Here is a 16,059-nt window from a genome sequence, read left to right as displayed (position 1 = left end):
GAGCCCGCTGACTGCAAGGGATAGGCACAAGAAATGTGGAGGGAAGCAATGAAGAAGGTACTTCTTGTCGGCATCGCAGTTGCCATGATGGCGACGCCAGCGTTCGCCCAGAGCTACAAATTCGTGATCGTTCCCAAGGCCATGAACAATCCGTTCTTCGATTTCGCGCGCGACGGCTGCCAGAAGCGTGCCAAGGAGCTGGGCAACATCGAATGCGTCTATAAAGGCCCTGTCGAGCACGAGCCGGCGACGCAGGCGCAGATCATCCAGGATTTCATCACCCAGAAGGTGGATGGCCTGGCGATCTCGGTTGCCGATGTGGCCGCGATGACCAAGTCGATCGAGGCGGCAACGGCCGCCGGCATTCCCGTCATCACGTTCGACGCGGACGCGCCGGGCTCGAAGCGGATTGCCTATATCGGCACCAACAACAAGGAGTTCGGCGTCGCGCTTGGCAAGCAATTGCTGGCGCTTCGGCCCGGTGGCGGCAAGTACGCGATGGTCTCGGGCGGGCCGGGTGCGGAGAATTTGGCCGAACGCGTCAACGGCGTCCGCGAAGCGCTCAAGGGTTCGAAGTGGACCGAAGTCCCGGGCTCGCCGACGTTCTGCAACGACGACCCCGCGCTTGGCGTACAGCAGATGACGGATCTGCGCACCGCGACACCTGACCTCGCGGCGATCGTCCCGGTCGGCGGCTGGCCCATGTTCGCGCCGGAAGGCTTCAAGGCATTCGCCAGCAAGAGCAAGAAGGACATCGATGCGGGCAAGTTCACGCTCGTCGTGGCCGATACCCTCAAGATGCAGCTTGAGCTTCTGAACGAGGGTTATGCCAATGCGCTGGTCGGGCAGCGTCCGTTCGAGATGGGCGAAAAGGCGATGGATACGCTCCTGGCCATCAAGAAAGGTCAGAAGGTGCCGGAGATCATCTACACCGGCCTCGACATCGTGACGAAGGACAACGTTGCGAAGATGTTGAAGTAGGAACGTTCGCGGCCACGACGGTTTCCGCACGCCTTTCATCCATCCAGGAAGAAGCCTGACGGGGAGCATCCACCCAAACGTGGACGAGGTGCTCCTCGCCGGATTGTCTGGTGTCGACGATCCGGCTTGAAGCACCAACGTTTCTCGTTCGCCTCCCGTTGAGGCCGCCCTCGTTTCGTAGGATCGAAGCACCTTGGGCAGGTTGGCCGGGAACCCAAATTCGCTGCGGTTCGTTATGCCAGTTTCCGTTGGAGGTGAGTGTGATGAACAGTCATCGAACGGCACTGGTCCTTTTCGCTGTCGCCCTCGCGATCGCATGCGTCACCGCAACCATACTCACGCTGAATAACGTCAACACGCGCGTGGCCAGCAATGACACGCCACCGGGCACGATCGGGCTGGCGAAGCCCCATCCGCCGCTCGATCGCGCGCCCGGCGTCCCGATACAGACGCCCCCACAGCGGTAGCGCCGGGTTCGCGAGGAACTGCTTTGCGACTTCGCGTCTGGCATCAGTAGCGTCCCTGTCCCCTTTTGGAACGCGTCACCATCGCGTCCGTTAAAGTTGAGTTGACCTGTCAATCGACGACGCCACCGCATCAGCAAGACTTGCCGGTGGTAACGCGGCATCGGAGGTAACCATGAAGAAGATCAGCGACGTGATGACGCGCGACGCGAAGCTCGTAAATCCCAACGACACTCTCCAACACGCAGCGAAACTGATGAAAGCTTGCGACTGCGGTGTGTTGCCGGTCGGCGAGGGCGACCGCCTCGTGGGCATGATCACCGACCGCGATATTGCAGTGCGCTGCATCGCTGAGGGCAAGGGGCCGGACGCCAAGGTCCGCGACGCGATGAGCAAAGAAGTGAAATTCTGTTTCGAAGACGAGGACATAGCACACGTCTGTGCGAACATGAGTGAGATCCAGGTGCGGCGGTTGCCCGTCATGAACCGGAGCAAGCGCCTGGTTGGGATTGTATCGCTCAGCGACTTGGCGCGCCATTCAGCAGGGACTGCGAAGGCGCTGCACGGCATCGCTCGCCCGAGCCAGCAGCACAACCAGAGTTCAGCGGCTGCCTAACGGGTCTGTGCTTTCGCGAGCGCGATTTATTGCCGCGGGCGCTTCCACCTGCGGCGAGAGTTCGCGCGCAAGGAGGAAGCCGGGACGCCGCTATGGGACTGTCTCAGTCAGCCGCATGTCTGTGGCCGGCGGGATTCGTCAGACGGACACGAGAGCATAGGGGAGAGCCGAGGGCTTCGACACTGACCTGGCAACATTGTACACCGGCGCTCCGGCAGGCGTGCGACCTTCATACCTGCCGCGATGGGCGTGACCATGCACGACCGCGCTTACCTTGAATCGATCGATCGTCTCTGCGAGGCGCGAACACCCGAGGAACGGATAAATCTCCAATGGTTCACCCTCGACCGTCTCGACAATCGGGGCGTAGTGCAAGATCACAACGACGCGCTCCCTGTTGACGGTCCGCATGATGTTTTCCAGCCGCATCGCTTCGTTCATGGCTTCGGCGACGAAGGTCTTGATGGCCGGTTCACCGAAAGAACTCAGCATTCGTGGCCCAAACCCTCCGGCAAAGCCCTTAACACCGATGAACGCCACCCCGTCCACTTCGGTGACCTGGCCATCAAGCAGGCGCATGCCTCCATCGCACAGGATTTGCTTCACCTGATCCGCATGCCCAGACTCGTAATCGTGGTTACCCAGAACTCCAATCACCGGGATCGCGCAGGCACGCAGCTCCTTGGCCAGAAGTGCAGCCTGCGTCGGCGTTCCGGTGTCGGTGAGATCGCCGCAAAGGACTAGCGCGCCGGCGCGCTTTGATATCTCCTCGAACATGTCGCGAAGCGAGGTCGGCTGATTGTCCTTGACGTGAAGGTCGCCGATACCCGCAAATGTGAATGAGTTGGCATCACCTGTCATTGCCATGTTCACCTATTGCATCCAGAAAGCCCCACTTCTCGACGGCGATCCGATAGTCGGAGCTGGACAGCAGTCGGCCGCGGCAGATCCGGGCGCCGGGCGCCGCGTGCTCGCGCTGTCGCTCCAGGCGATCGAGGAGCTCATCGAGCAGCCACTCTGGGATGGCGTCCCGTTCGCTGGGGTAAATCCAGCGGAAGCTCAGCACATGGCAAAGCAGAACCTCCCAATGCTTGTCCACGTAAGCAACGAGGCGGTGCCAGTCGATATCGTTGCGCTGTATCAAGATGACGTTGGCAATATCGCTGGCATCGTGGCGCTGCCGCTTCTGAACGAAGACTTTGGACCAGATGAGCTCTGTGGGGCTGATCAGAGGCACGCTATGCCCAAGCACACAGGCCTCTCGCACGTACTTGAACCATTGGGCTTGGACCGGGACGAGGCCGTTGCTCGAACCAAAAATGATATCGACGAAATTGGCCCCATGGTGGATCTTTCCGATCCAGCGCTCGTCCACCATCGATGCAGTGCGGCCCCCCTGCTGCAGGCAGCCGAGCAGGCGGGGCAACTCGTCCGCGGTCGTAAAAATATCGAGGTCCTTGGTCGGACGACGCGCGCCCGTATAGGCGTTCACGGCGAATCCGCCACCGACCAGGAACCGGACCCGAGCCTTGAGCAGATCCGACAGGACTTCGGCATAAAACCGCTCCGCCTGTGCGAGACTTGCACGCCGGTACCCCTCGGCCTCCGCCGTGGGTTCTGCTCTCGAGTCCGGTGCCTCACCGCGAGACCGCATGCGTTGGCGCCTCCATCTCCTGCTGTGCAAATCGATGCGGAAGACAGACGTTCCTAGGTGAGTTCCGGCCAATCGACCGTGCAGCGGGAACGAGCGTTTATCCTCAGCGTTCCAACAAGATCCTATTCCCGGGGAGGGAGGCGGTTGAGTGGGCAATACGCTCGGCGCCGGCCTTTCGGCTAAGATTGGGTAGTGAAGCAATGAGCGACGCGACACGATTTGCGCAGGTCCTCGGACGTGCTGCACTGCGTACCTGGGCCGATATGCCGCGCGACGTGCAGGAGCATCTGTTTGAGGATGCCGTCGCAGGTGACGAAGCCCTCCGGCTAAGTCTTGCTGTCTATTTGCACGATCACCATCCGCGGACAGCACACCCCGCGAAACCAACCGCAACTGCCTAGAGGGTTCCTTGGGCGCGCCGTGTCCAATCAAGCCCGAGGTGGCTTAGGAACCCGCGGGTAGGTCACGCATTGTTGCCCCAGATGAAACAAGAAGAATGGCAATGCGAAAACTCGCTTTTGAGCGTTGGCGGTCGGTGCCAGTATCGCGTCGGCTCGAGGGGCTATTAGAGACCTCGCTGCCATCGCCCTTGCGGTGATGACGGAGCTCGATAAGACCGGGCCTCATCCTGCGGACGAGATGGAGGTGAATATCCGCGTCCACTTCATCATCCGCGGAGGCCCGGCGGCTCAGACGGGAGATCCAGTTGCCGGTCCGTTTGTTCGGCGTCGGCACGCTGTGATGAAGATCGACGCTCCGAGGGCCGCACCAATCGAGGGACCGGCATTATGTTCTCGAGAAAGGGAGACGTAGTGCAATGACCAAGCCTGCTGACTCGAGCGACGAATTCACCGAGGCCGAACTTGACGCAGTGCCGGCTCAGCAACGCAGTTTGCTAACAACCTTCTTGAACGAACGCTGCTCCTACGAGCATCTGGCCCACACGTTCAACCTTCCCATCGGCACCGTCAAAAGCCGAATCAGTCGAGCGCGGCAGAAGATCGCGCGGTTGCGCGAGAGGCAGACCGCGGCTTAGTCGGTGATTTGGGCGGCTGCTAGGATTTCGGGATAACGGCCTGTTGCGGACCTGGCTCGACGATCTCTGATCGCATTGGTGGAGTCGGACCTCTGCACCGCGCGCGCTCTTCAGCGGTTTGCAGTCCCCGTCCCAGTGCCGCGCGCCGTCTGGTGCTCGATCTCGGCGTCGAGCTCTGCGCCAAGCAAGATCGCGATGGCGGAGATCCAGAGCCAGGTCATGAACCCGATGGCCGCGCCCAGCGAGCCGTAGGTCTGATTGAAGGTGCCGAAGTTTGCCGCGTACCAGGAGAAGAGCGCCGACGCGACAAGCCAGAGCAAGCCCGCTGCAACGCTTCCCCACGTGATCCATCGCCAATATGGCGCTTTGCGGCTGGGTCCAAAGCGATAGACGCAGGCGAGAGCCAGCGCCAGGCCCGCGACCAGAGCTGGCCAGCGCGCGAGACGAATGAGAAGATCGGCGGAGCTCGAGAGCGGCAGGTAGTTCAATGCCACCGGTATTACGACGACAGCACCGAGGGCCAGAAGACCGCACCCGATCGCCGCGACGGTGAACGCAAGAGAGACCGCATTCAACCTCAGGAAGCCGCGCTTCTCCTCTTCGCCGTAGACGACGTTCAGGGTGTCGAATAACGCTTTCGTCGCGGCATTCGCGCTCCAGAGCGCGACAGCGAGGCCGACGACGAATGTCAGGCCGAGCGTGTGGTGTTCTCCTGAGGCGACGCGTGTGAGCTGTTCGCGCGTCACGTCGATTGCGCCACCCGGCATCAGCCCCACAACGCCGTCGAGCTGTGTGGCGATGCTGGCGGGATTGGAGAACATTCCGTAAATGGCGACGAGTGCCGCGATGGCGGGGAAGAGCGCGAGGATGCTGTAGTAGGTGATGCCCGCGGCCAGCGCGAGGATGCGATGCTGGCCGATATTGCCATAAACCCGCAGCAGGATGTCCTTCCACACCGCGGCAGGAAACCCTGCTGGAGAGTTCGTCGATCGGCCGCGAATGCCAGTCTCTGGGCCGATGGCGGAAGTGTCCCGATCGCCGCCCCGTTGCGCTGGAAGCATCTGCCAGCCCGACGACACAAGACGTCCCATCAGAAAGCCCGCGGCCAGCAGCACGAGCGCCGCGGCGGCGCTCCAACCCTCGTCGTTCCTTCGTGGAGCCGGCGCGCTGACCCTGCTAGCCATGGGACTCTCCCGAGACGTAACCATCGTCGGAGCGGCGCAGTTCCTTTATTCAACCCGGTATACCGTCATTGCGAGGCGCTCGCGACAAAATTGCAAAGCAATTTTGCGCTGAAGCGACGAAGCGATCCATTCCTCCGCATATGCGGCGCGGTGGATTGCTTCGCGGAGCCGGTCATCCGGCGGCGCTTCGCGCCGACCGGGTGGCTCGCAATGACGGTCCGGATCGATGCCTCTATGAGGTCCCTCTGCTGGCTGCGCGGCTTAGGTTGCGTCGATGTTGCAGGGGACTGATGCGCATTTCCGAGCGAAACATGAATATGAATGCCGAGGCCGATGAGTAGCCGAGACGCAACGCGATCTCCGTGATCGGCAGTTCGCTGCCCAGCAATTCGATAGCCTTGAACAGGCGAACACGTTGGCGCCAGGCGCGCAAGCTCATGCCGACTTCGCGCTCAAAGTGCCGCGTCAATGTTCGCGGGGACATGCCGATCTCACGCCCCCATTTGTCAGCGTGGCGGGGATTCGCAGGATCGGCGTAGAGGGTTTCACAGAGTGCCAGCAGGCCAGGGTGGGTGGGCCACGGTAGCGCTCCCGAGATGGGCGTCGCCCGCCGCAACTGATCGAGGATGAGTCCGATCACGCGAGCGGCGTAGTGACGATCCTCCCTTTTCAGCGACGCGGCTTCCACGATCAGGGTCCGCAGGAGCGGGGACGCTTGGATGACCGTCGTCTCGGAAGCCATGTCTCGGCTGGCATCGTTGGCGACCCAGAGGCTCCGGAATTCCGCTCCCATGAGGGAGCCGACCGAATGCTTCGTGCCGGCCGGCAGCCAGACGGCTTGTTCCGGAGAAATGACCACGCTCCGTGCATCCGCGTTCACGGTGAGCGCGCCCGAGATCGCGTAGACGAGTTGATTCCAGGTGTGACTGTGTTCGGCGAAGTAGCTTCTCGCGGGAAGCGACTGCACGCGAACGATCAAAGGCTTCGGCGAGCCAAGGCCCTGCGGCGCCTCGACGGTCTTCCAGCCAGTATTCCCCGGCGATATGTGACGTTTCATCGATATAAATTGGCATTCTGTAGAGGGAAAAGTCCAACGATTTTGTTCTTACTCTGACGCGTGAACCACGGCCTGGTGGACCCGCCACAGGTCTTGCCGGCCACGTCTTACGGATGGAATCGACCAGTGGAGCAAGCGGCAGCGTGAACTTCAATTTCTCCGCTCTCGGCCATGAGGCGCCGACGGCCATTCGCCGAGAGCGCAGCAACGTCGTAAGGCTTGCAGTCGCCCAGGCCCTCGCGGGCGCCAATTCCACCGTGGTCTACGCAACCGGAGCCGTGGTCGGTGACATGCTGGCGCCCAGCAAGGCGCTTGCGACGCTGCCGGTTTCGGTTTTTGTCGTCGGCATGGCCCTGTGCACGCTGCCGGCGGGCGCTATCGCGCAGCGGTATGGCCGGCGTCCAACATTTCTGCTCGGTGCAGGCAGCGGGGTCCTCGCGGGCTTGATTGCGCTGCTCGCAGTGCTCCGCGCGTCGTTCTGGCTATTCTGCGCGGGGACTTTCTTTGGCGGCGTCTATGCGGCAGTGGTGCTCTCGTTTCGCTTTGCGGCGGCCGATTGCGCAGCACCGGAGCGGCGTCCGCGTGCGCTCTCCGCCGTGATGGCTGGCGGTGTGTTCGCCGGTGTGATCGGTCCACAGCTTGTGACGCACACCATGAACCTGTGGACGCCTTACCTCTTTGCTGCGACGTTTGTCGGCCAGGCGGCAGTTGCCGCGCTCTCGGCGGTCATTCTGGCGGGCGTTGAGCTTCCTCCGCTGGCTGCAGCTCATCCAAGCGCCGGAAGGCCGCTCGCCGTCATCGCCCGGCAGCCGCGTTTCATCCTGGCCGTGATCTGTGGCGTGGTCTCGTACCTGCTGATGAACTTCCTCATGACGGCAGCCCCGCTGGCGATGAAGTTCTGCGGGCTGTCGCAGGAATCGGCCAATCTCGGTCTGCAGTGGCACGTCATCGCGATGTACGCCCCGAGCTTTTGGACCGGCCGTCTGATCACACGGTTCGGCGCCTCCGCTGTCGTCGCCGTCGGCCTCGCGCTCATCGCGGCCTCTTCGTCGGTGGGCCTGCTTGGGATCGATGTCGTCCATTTCTGGGCGACGTTGAGCTTGCTCGGGATCGGCTGGAATTTCGGCTTCATCGGCGCTTCGGCCATGGTTCTGGAGTGCCATCGTCCCGAGGAAAAGGCGCGCGTCCAGTCGCTCAACGACTTCGTGGTCTTCGGAACGATGACGGTCGGCTCCTTCCTTTCGGGCGGGTTGCTGTCGTCGTTCGGCTGGTCGACTGTCCTGATGCTGTCGTTCGCGCCGTTGCTCGCCGCCTTGTTGGCACTCATTGGCTTTTCATGTCGGCCCACCGCACGACGGAGCTAGCGTCTCGAGGAGATTCCACATGACCGCAGCGGAAATGCCAGTTCAGTATATGGAGCGAACGCGCCACTATTACCGTGCCCTCGGTTACGACAACGACTATGTCTGGGCGACCTTTGATGATGTTCCTTTCACCTTGCCTGCCAAGCCATCATCGGACCTGCGGATCGCGCTGATTACTACGGCTAGTCCGGCAGATTTCGACGGCGTGAAGCGGGTGTGGTCCGGTTTGGTATCGCCGCCGCCCAAGAAGCTATTTACCGACAATGTTGCGTGGGACAAGGAGTCGACCCACACCGATGACCCGGGCAGCTTCTTGCCGATAGCAGCCGCGTTCGGATTGGTCGGCGAAGGAGCGCTCGTCGGACTGACCCGGCACTTTCACGGTGTGCCGACAGAATACAGCCAACGGAAAACAAGCACCGAGGATGCACCTGAAATCCTGGCGCGTGTGCGAAACGATGGGGCGGACGCTGCGATCCTTTGCCCGCTATGCCCTGTTTGTCATCAGACCGTAAGCCTGGTGGCCCGGCATCTGGAAGCGAACGGCATTCCGACCGTCATTATCGGCTCGGCGTTGGATGTCGTGGAGCACTGCGGCGTTCCACGGTTCTACTTCACGGATTTTCCCCTCGGCAATCCGTGCGGGCATCCGTGGCGACCTGACATGCAGCGTGACATCATGCGCCAGGCGCTCGCGCTTTTTGACACGGCGACGGCGCCCCGAACGACCGTGAAGGCGCCATTTGCGTGGAAGGAGGACGGTTCGCTCTGGCGGCCACGGTACGGACGAGTAAATCCGGAGGATCGCGAGCGGCTGCTCAAGCTAGGTGACGAGCGCCGACAGCGGCAAGCCAAGGCCAAGCAGACTGAGGAGTGTCGTAACGTGTAAGTTCACTTCCCACGCAGCTCAAAGGCCGATGCCAAACCGAAAGATCGCTGGGCTACTTCAATCGATAGCTTGCGCTTCGGCTGCCTCGCCTATAGGTTGTGGAGCTATGGACTGGCGCGTGAAAGCACTGGCGTTCCGGGTGTTGGAAGTTCCGGGAGGCGGAACACTCCACTATCTATTGCAACGGCACGTTACGCGGACTTGGCCGCGCCGGTCGAACACGCTGAAGTCGCTGGCTGGGATCGCGGGGCGAGTGCTTGAGGATTATGCTCGATACAAAGGAGGCCGTCCTGCGACCGTGCTAGAGATCGGCGCGGGCCGGGATCTGGCGGTGCCGATCAGCCTACGGAAGCTTGGTGTAGAGCGTGTGATCGCGTCCGATGTCGAGAGGCTGGCACGTCTAGATCTCGTGGATCACGCCGCCCGGCAGCTAAATCCGGGGGGGATTGATGCCTCTTCATGGGCTGCGCTGGAAGCGTCAGGCGTCGTCTATAGGGCGCCGCACCATGTCGGGTCGAATGACGAGCCGGTCGACTGCTCATGCTCAAATGAAGTGCTTGAGCATGTCCCGGCAGACCAACTGCTGCGGCTTCTCTCGGCGTTGCGTGCAGTAACCAAAGGCGTGACGACGCATTCGATTGACTACAGCGACCACTATGCGAGGAGCGATCGGAACGTTTCGCGGCTAAACTTCCTGCGCTACTCGGATGAGGAATGGCGGCCGTTTAACAGCGGTCGTCAGTTCGTCAATCGACTGCGCCATAGCGACTACTTGAGACTGTTTCGCGAGGCCGGGTTCCAGATCGTTGAAGAGAGCTCAGTTCAAGGAATGCCGCCAGCGGACCTTGTTCCAGCGCAGCAATTCCGGAAATATGCGCCTGAAGATCTACTCGCGGTGAAAGGCCAGATCATCGCGGAATGATGACTTTACGAGCTTTGGATGTTAAGTGCTGCTGACCCTCTTCGGCAGTGCTGGCTTGGCTGGCTAGCTGTTGCTCGGCAATGGGAAAGAGATCGTTCAATCCGTAGCCATCAAGCAGTCGAGAGCTGTCGGTCTTCTGCATGGTGTCGGTAACGACCAGCTAATCTGTGACCAATAGCGTTGATGGGCCGCTCGATCCCGAACCATAGCGCAATCGATATGACACAGACTGCGACCATCGTTCCGAAACGCCAAATCTCGGCTGGGACCGACGCTTCGATATCGAACGCAAGGCGGTTCGACAGATAGAGAATAATCCAGTGCGAGAGGTAGATCGAATAGCTCGCGTCGCCGAGCAGGACTACGGAGCGCCAAGCTCCGCCGCTTCCACGCAAATTGACGAAGCCGACCAAAGCCAGCAATGACGCCGCCGGAATAGCGAGTTGATAGCCATACAAACTGGCCCAGTAGAGCAGCGGCGCCGTCAGGATCGGCCCCAGAGTGCCAAGCTTCTGCAGCGCGTTCCGGTACTCATAGGCGAGGATGCCGACAGCAAAGTTGGCGTGTACCATCGTGAAGATGTGTCCTTTGCCGATCTCAGGCCGAACGAGATAGGCGATCGCGGTAAGCACGAACAGCAGGAGCATTAGGCCAGTCCGACCGATAAGGGGGACCAAGATTGCAGCGAGCACATAAAAGATGATCTCGTGCTCGAGTGTCCAAGTGACCGCATAGTAACGCTCGCCGTCATCCGGCAGGAGCGACATACCGTAGAGAACCCTTGACCACGAATGGTCGACGGTCACATCCACGATGGCGGCTCTGTGTAGCCAAAGCTGCAACAGGGAGAAGATGATGACTACCGGATAAAGGCGAAATATCCGCTTGATCAGGAACTGCACAGTCGAGAAGCGCGGCCGGTCCGTTACGACCGAAATGACATAGCCGCTGATTGCGAAAAAGAAATCGACGCCGAAGAAGCCGCCAGCAGCCAGAGGGGGGAACGGATGGACGGCACCTGTCGGGAACCAACGCAGTGCAATATATGAATGAAAATAGACAACCGAAAGCGCTGCGATTGCTCGCCCGGCTTGAAGACCTGGAAGTCTGTCTTGTTCCATTCGCCCCGCAAGACCATACAACTCCAAATCGAGTAGACTGTTATGTCACTTCTAAGGCAGCATCGATAATGCTCGACAATATTTGGTCAACCGTCGCAATCAGAGCCAGCCAGTTTTCTCGCGGAATTGATCTACACGGCCGAGGCGGCGGCTTCCTGCAAGAATTTATGGACGAATGACGGGATTAAGGAGGAGCTCGTTAGACCAGTTCGCGACTGCAAACGTGTCCTAGCTTAGGTCCTTGCAATGGTAAGATGATCCGAAATAGCGAAGCGGCGAGTTTCGGATGATGCTACCCTGAGGGAGAGCAACGATGCGCATCAACGATGATCTATCGAAGCCTGTGATCGTTCACGCCGCGAAACTGGACTGGGTGGCCAGTCCGTCGGCCGGCGTGGATCGGCGCATGCTGTTTCGGATTGGCGGCGAGGTCGCGCGCGCCACCTCGATCGTGCGCTATGCTCCCGGTAGCGTCTTCCCGCGTCATACGCATGGCGGTGGAGAAGAGATCGTCGTCCTTGAGGGTATCTTTCAGGATGAGCATGGCGACTATCCCGCCGGCAGCTACTTCCGCAATCCGCCGGGGACGTCACATGTCCCCGCTGCGAAGGACGGCTGCACCATCTTCGTGCGGCTCTGGCAGTTCCGGGACGAGGACCGGACCCAGGTCGTGCGTCAGCCAGGGCAGGGCCGACAGGTTGCACCGCGCCCCGGTGCAAGCAGCGCTCGCGTTCTATTTGACGACGGCCACGAGGAGGTCCGCCTTGAAGACTGGCAGCCGGGTGAAACCATCAGCCTTGCGAATGCGCGCGGGCTCGAGTTCCTTGTCCTATCGGGCGGACTAACGATCGGGGATGAGACGCTGCAGCCGCAGAGCTGGGGGCGGCTCCCCGCCGGCGTCGACCTGAAAGCTGCGGTTGGCCCGCAAGGCGCAAGTATCTGGATGAAGGAGGCGACGCTGCTGCATCCGGATGTCTGTCGGCTGCCCGGGTAGCCGGTACACGGTATTTCGCGTTTCAGAATAGTTCCTTGCGACTGCGATGCCCAGTATGAGCGATGGGGCAAGCTTTAGCGCTTCGGCGGCGCCAGCTCCGCCATGATCCAATCGGCGAATGTCCGAACCGCGCGGCGCTGCCGGTTGGCACGGGGGAACACGAGATGATGGCCGACATAGCGGACATCGACGGCGCGGCCGGCCAGCGGAGCGACCAATTTGCCCGTCTCGATTTCGCGTTCGGCAAGCCGCGTCGACTCCAGAGTGATGCCGAGACCGCTCGAAGCCATGGCGATCGCAAGAAAGCTGCGGTCGAAACGCATGCCATGAATCGCGGGTGACTCAAGCCCGTTCGCGGCGAACCATTGATGCCATTGCACCTGCTTCACGTCTGAACGGATGAGTACCTGGCCGAACAAATCCTTCGGCTTGCGAATTTTCTTTGCAAGCGCCGGCGTGCACAGCGGCGTCACGGTCTCATCGCCGAGCGGGATGATTTCCAGAGCCTCGCTTCTCGGCTGACCGTAGACGATATCGAGATCGAAATCGTCGTTGCTGAAGCGGGCATATTCGGTGCTGGCGGCGAGCCGCACTTCGAGCTTGGGTTCGGCAGCGATGAATTGGCCAAGACGCGGCGCCAGCCACTGCGCCGCGAAGCTCGGCGCGCAGTGCACGCGAAGCAGTTGCGGCCCGCGGCCGGCGACCTCCTCGATGCCGCGCCGCAGATTGTCGAACGCGGCCCCGGCATGACGCATCAAGTTATGTCCGGCCGGCGTCAACCGGATCGATCGGGCGCTGCGCTCGAACAGCGTCGTACTCATCGTGCTTTCCAGCTTGCGGATCGCGTGACTGACGGCGCTCGGCGTCAGGTGGAGTTCGCTGGCGGCATCACGGAAGGAGCCGGTGCGCGCGGCCGCCTCGAAGGCGCGGATCGCCGAAATCGGGATACTGGACAGCAACATCCGATAAGTGAACCAGATTCACCTGTCGGCGACAACTGCGCGTTTGTCGCCATCGCCGCTCAGGCGTAGTCGATGGCGTCAAGAAGACGGGCGCCGATCGACGGTGCCTTGCCGGGTCGAAGGTCAGGGAGGAAGGCATGCTGCTACGCGGCAAGACGGCAGTCATTTCAGGCGCAGCCTCAGCGCGGGGGATAGGGCTGGCGACCGCGCGACGGTTTGCGGCGGAAGGTGCCCGGGTTGCGATCCTCGATCTCGACGGCGCCGCGGCGGAAGCCGCAGCGAAAAGCCTGGAAGCCATTTCCGGTGAGCCTCACATCGGCCTGACCTGCGATGTCGCCGACCAGAAATCCTGCGCGAAGGTGATCGAGGCCATCGCCGCCGTCTTCGGCCAGATCGACATCCTGATCAACAACGCCGGCATTACCCAGCCGGTGAAGCTGCTCGACATCACGCCGGCGGACTGGGACCGCATCCAGAACGTCAATCTCAAGGGCGTGCTGTTCCTCTCCCAGGCAGTGATCCCGCATATGCGCCGTCGCAAGTCCGGGTCGATCGCCTGCATGTCGTCGGTCTCGGCGCAGCGCGGCGGCGGCATCTTCGGCGGTCCGCATTATTCGGCGGCGAAGGCCGGCGTGCTGGGCCTGGCCAAGGCGATGGCCCGCGAGTTGGGCCCCGACGGCATCCGCGTCAATTGCGTCACGCCGGGTCTGATCGGAACCGATATCACCGCCGGCAAGCTCACTGATGAGATGAGGGCAAAAATACTTGAAGGCATTCCGCTCGGCCGCCTCGGCCAAGCCGAAGACGTTGCGGGGATCTACACCTTCCTTGCGTCTGACCTGTCTGCCTATGTCACGGGGGCGGTGATCGATGTCAACGGCGGTATGCTCATCCACTGAGCGCGAAAGGAAGATCGCCATGGGAAATGCCGGGATGATTGCCAACGCGCCGACGCTGGCGCAGCGCGCCCACAATGTCCGCCGCAACGCGCTGCGGATGGGTGAGGTCCAGGGTCAAGGCTACATCGCGCAGGCGCTCGATATCGCCGACGTGCTTGCGGTCGCCTACTTCCATGCCATGCAGTACCGGCCGGAGGAGCCGTCCTGGGAAGGGCGCGACCGCTTCCTGCTCTCAAACGGCCACTATGCCATCGCGCTCTATGCCGCCCTGATCGAGGCCGGCATCATTCCGGAAGCGGAGCTGGAAAGCTATGGTAGCGACGAAAGCCGCCTGCCGATGTCGGGCATGGCCTCCTACACTCCGGGCATGGAGATGTCGGGCGGCTCGCTCGGGCTGGGCCTTGCGATCGGTGTCGGCATGGCGCTCGGTCTGAAGCGGAAGGAATCGAAGGCGCGGATCTACACGCTGTTCTCCGACGGCGAACTCGACGAAGGCTCGGTTTGGGAAGCGATGATGTCGGCCGCTCACCACAGGCTCGACAATCTGATTGCCATCGTCGACGTCAACAACCAGCAGGCCGACGGCCCTTCGACGGAAATGATGGCGTTCGAGCCTCTCGTGGAAAAGCTCAAGGCGTTCGGCTGGTTCGTGCAGCGCGTCGACGGCAATGACCTCGATACGGTGGTGGCCGCCTTCGATGCCGCCAAATCCTATCCCGAGCCTAAGCCGCGCATAATCGTTGCCGACACGCTGATGGGCAAAGGCGTGCCGTTCCTTGAGCAGCGGGAGAAGAATCATTTCATCCGGGTCGAGCCGCACGAATGGCAGCTCGCTCTGCGCGCACTCGAAGCAGGGAGGCCGTCATGAAGCCCGCCGCACCAACCATGCCGTCGGGCAAGCCGCGACTGACCACCTCGGCCATGATCGCCTCGATCGCCGCCGAAGGGCAACGAACAAAGCCCGCGCCTTTCGGGCATGCGCTGGTCGAGCTCGCGCGCAGCCGCCCTGACGTGATCGGCATGACCGCCGATCTTGGCAAGTACACGGACCTGCACATCTTCGCCAAGGCGTTTCCCGATCGCTACTACCAGATGGGTATGGCCGAGCAGCTTCTGTTCGGTGCCGCCTCGGGGCTGGCTGCCGAAGGCTTCACGCCCTTCGCAACAACCTATGCGGTGTTTGCGTCCCGGCGCGCCTACGACTTCATCCATCAGACGATCGCGGAGGAAGACCGCAACGTGAAGATCGTCTGCGCGCTGCCCGGCCTGACCTCCGGCTATGGCCCGAGCCATCAGGCAGCCGAGGATCTCGCGCTGTTCCGCGCCATGCCGAACATGATCGTGGTCGACCCCTGCGATGCGCACGAGATCGGGCAATTGGTGCCTGCCGTCGCTGCCCACCAAGGCCCGGTCTATGTGCGGCTGCTGCGCGGTCAGGTGCCGCTGGTGCTGGACGAGTACGATTACAAGTTTGAGCTCGGCAAGGCGTCCCTGATCCGCGACGGCGGCGATGTGCTGATTATCTCCACCGGCATCATGACCATGCGCGCGCTCGAGGCCGCAAAGGCGCTGGCCGGCGACCGCGTCGATGCGGCCGTGCTGCACGTCCCAACCATCAAGCCGCTCGATGCGGCAACGATCCTGCGCGAGGCCGCAAAGCCAGGCCGCATGGTCGTCGTCGCCGAGAACCACACGGTCATCGGCGGCCTCGGCGAAGCGGTCGCCGGCCTGCTGATGCGTTCCGGGGTTCATCCCACCTTCGGCCAGATTGGTCTGCCCGACGAATTTCTCGCCGCCGGCGCGCTTCCGACCCTGCACGACCGCTACGGAATTTCGACCGCGGAAGTATCAAGGCAGATCAAGCAGTGGCTTGGGCGCTGAGGCCTTAGCCGCAGCTCCACAACAGACCTGGCCAC

At 61.8% G+C, this 16,059-nt stretch carries 17 protein-coding genes; 11 read left to right on the top strand and 6 right to left on the bottom strand.

Annotated elements, in window-relative coordinates; genetic code table 11:
- Nucleotides 1-48: 48 nt before the first annotated feature.
- The 3 genes from P6U25_RS22640 to P6U25_RS22630 all read left to right on the top strand — a co-directional run bounded on the left by P6U25_RS22640 (nt 49) and on the right by P6U25_RS22630 (nt 2,061).
- The gene (locus P6U25_RS22640; RefSeq protein WP_407146984.1) at nt 49-981 is read left to right on the top strand and encodes a sugar-binding protein; all 933 of its coding nucleotides are present in this window, start codon (nt 49-51) and stop codon (nt 979-981) included.
- A gap of 263 nt (nt 982-1,244) precedes the next feature.
- On the top strand, nt 1,245-1,448 hold the full coding sequence (locus P6U25_RS22635) for a hypothetical protein (protein WP_407146983.1): 204 nt from the start codon (nt 1,245-1,247) through the stop codon (nt 1,446-1,448).
- A 172-nt stretch (nt 1,449-1,620) separates the two neighbouring features.
- The gene (locus P6U25_RS22630) at nt 1,621-2,061 is read left to right on the top strand and encodes a CBS domain-containing protein (RefSeq protein WP_407146982.1); all 441 of its coding nucleotides are present in this window, start codon (nt 1,621-1,623) and stop codon (nt 2,059-2,061) included.
- A 138-nt stretch (nt 2,062-2,199) separates the two neighbouring features.
- Here the strand turns inward: P6U25_RS22630 and P6U25_RS22625 are convergent, their stop codons facing one another.
- Together P6U25_RS22625 and P6U25_RS22620 are read right to left on the bottom strand one after the other, a co-directional pair.
- Entirely contained in the window at nt 2,200-2,922 is a 723-nt protein-coding gene (locus P6U25_RS22625; protein WP_407146981.1) for a metallophosphoesterase, read from the bottom strand.
- A complete protein-coding gene (locus tag P6U25_RS22620) occupies nt 2,912-3,715 on the bottom strand; it encodes a nucleotidyltransferase domain-containing protein (RefSeq protein WP_407146980.1) in 804 nt (267 codons plus the stop codon). The genes P6U25_RS22625 and P6U25_RS22620 overlap by 11 nt, the downstream gene beginning before the upstream one ends.
- A gap of 817 nt (nt 3,716-4,532) precedes the next feature.
- Between P6U25_RS22620 and P6U25_RS22615 the strand changes: the two genes are divergently transcribed.
- The gene (locus tag P6U25_RS22615; RefSeq protein ID WP_407146979.1) at nt 4,533-4,751 is read left to right on the top strand and encodes an RNA polymerase sigma factor; all 219 of its coding nucleotides are present in this window, start codon (nt 4,533-4,535) and stop codon (nt 4,749-4,751) included.
- Nucleotides 4,752-4,861: 110 nt separating this feature from the next.
- Here P6U25_RS22615 and P6U25_RS22610 read toward each other — a convergent pair whose 3' ends face one another.
- Entirely contained in the window at nt 4,862-5,866 is a 1,005-nt protein-coding gene (locus tag P6U25_RS22610; protein ID WP_407146978.1) for a YihY/virulence factor BrkB family protein, read from the bottom strand.
- Between the two features lie 301 nt (nt 5,867-6,167).
- Nucleotides 6,168-6,992: an AraC family transcriptional regulator gene (locus tag P6U25_RS22605; protein ID WP_407146977.1), complete on the bottom strand. Its 825-nt coding sequence runs from the start codon at nt 6,990-6,992 to the stop codon at nt 6,168-6,170.
- Nucleotides 6,993-7,180: 188 nt separating this feature from the next.
- Here P6U25_RS22605 and P6U25_RS22600 point away from each other — a divergent pair, with 188 nt between their 5' ends.
- The 3 genes from P6U25_RS22600 to P6U25_RS22590 all read left to right on the top strand — a co-directional run bounded on the left by P6U25_RS22600 (nt 7,181) and on the right by P6U25_RS22590 (nt 10,167).
- Complete coding sequence (locus P6U25_RS22600; RefSeq protein WP_407152582.1) at nt 7,181-8,356, top strand: MFS transporter; 1,176 nt, start codon at nt 7,181-7,183, stop codon at nt 8,354-8,356.
- Nucleotides 8,357-8,375: 19 nt separating this feature from the next.
- Nucleotides 8,376-9,245, top strand: coding sequence for a glycine reductase (locus P6U25_RS22595; RefSeq protein ID WP_407146976.1), 870 nt, complete (start codon nt 8,376-8,378; stop codon nt 9,243-9,245).
- 106 nt (nt 9,246-9,351) lie between these two features.
- Complete coding sequence (locus P6U25_RS22590) at nt 9,352-10,167, top strand: methyltransferase domain-containing protein (RefSeq protein ID WP_407146975.1); 816 nt, start codon at nt 9,352-9,354, stop codon at nt 10,165-10,167.
- Between the two features lie 110 nt (nt 10,168-10,277).
- On the opposite strand, the gene P6U25_RS22585 is transcribed toward P6U25_RS22590, so the two are convergent.
- Nucleotides 10,278-11,288 carry an acyltransferase family protein gene (locus P6U25_RS22585; RefSeq protein WP_407146974.1) on the bottom strand — a complete coding sequence of 337 codons (1,011 nt, stop codon included), beginning with the start codon at nt 11,286-11,288 and terminating at the stop codon, nt 10,278-10,280.
- Nucleotides 11,289-11,601: 313 nt separating this feature from the next.
- Between P6U25_RS22585 and P6U25_RS22580 the strand changes: the two genes are divergently transcribed.
- On the top strand, nt 11,602-12,282 hold the full coding sequence (locus P6U25_RS22580) for a cupin domain-containing protein (protein WP_407146973.1): 681 nt from the start codon (nt 11,602-11,604) through the stop codon (nt 12,280-12,282).
- 74 nt (nt 12,283-12,356) lie between these two features.
- Here the strand turns inward: P6U25_RS22580 and P6U25_RS22575 are convergent, their stop codons facing one another.
- Nucleotides 12,357-13,241 (bottom strand): LysR substrate-binding domain-containing protein, encoded by an 885-nt coding sequence (locus P6U25_RS22575; protein ID WP_407152581.1) that lies wholly within the window; start codon nt 13,239-13,241, stop codon nt 12,357-12,359.
- Nucleotides 13,242-13,381: 140 nt separating this feature from the next.
- On the opposite strand from P6U25_RS22575, the gene P6U25_RS22570 reads away from it, so the two are divergent.
- Genes P6U25_RS22570 through P6U25_RS22560 form a run of 3 tightly spaced genes read left to right on the top strand, consistent with a single transcriptional unit; the run spans nt 13,382 to nt 16,024 of the window.
- The gene (locus P6U25_RS22570; RefSeq protein WP_407146972.1) at nt 13,382-14,143 is read left to right on the top strand and encodes an SDR family NAD(P)-dependent oxidoreductase; all 762 of its coding nucleotides are present in this window, start codon (nt 13,382-13,384) and stop codon (nt 14,141-14,143) included.
- A 19-nt stretch (nt 14,144-14,162) separates the two neighbouring features.
- Nucleotides 14,163-15,011, top strand: a complete 849-nt coding sequence (locus tag P6U25_RS22565) for a transketolase (RefSeq protein ID WP_407146971.1) — start codon at nt 14,163-14,165, stop codon at nt 15,009-15,011.
- Nucleotides 15,008-16,024: a transketolase family protein gene (locus tag P6U25_RS22560; RefSeq protein ID WP_407146970.1), complete on the top strand. Its 1,017-nt coding sequence runs from the start codon at nt 15,008-15,010 to the stop codon at nt 16,022-16,024. Before P6U25_RS22565 ends, P6U25_RS22560 begins: the two co-directional genes overlap by 4 nt.
- Nucleotides 16,025-16,059: the final 35 nt, after the last annotated feature.

It is taken from the genome of Bradyrhizobium sp. ORS 86, assembly GCF_045571475.1.
Classification (GTDB): Bacteria; Pseudomonadota; Alphaproteobacteria; order Rhizobiales; family Xanthobacteraceae; genus Bradyrhizobium.
This window is presented reverse-complemented; position numbering and strand designations above follow the sequence as displayed.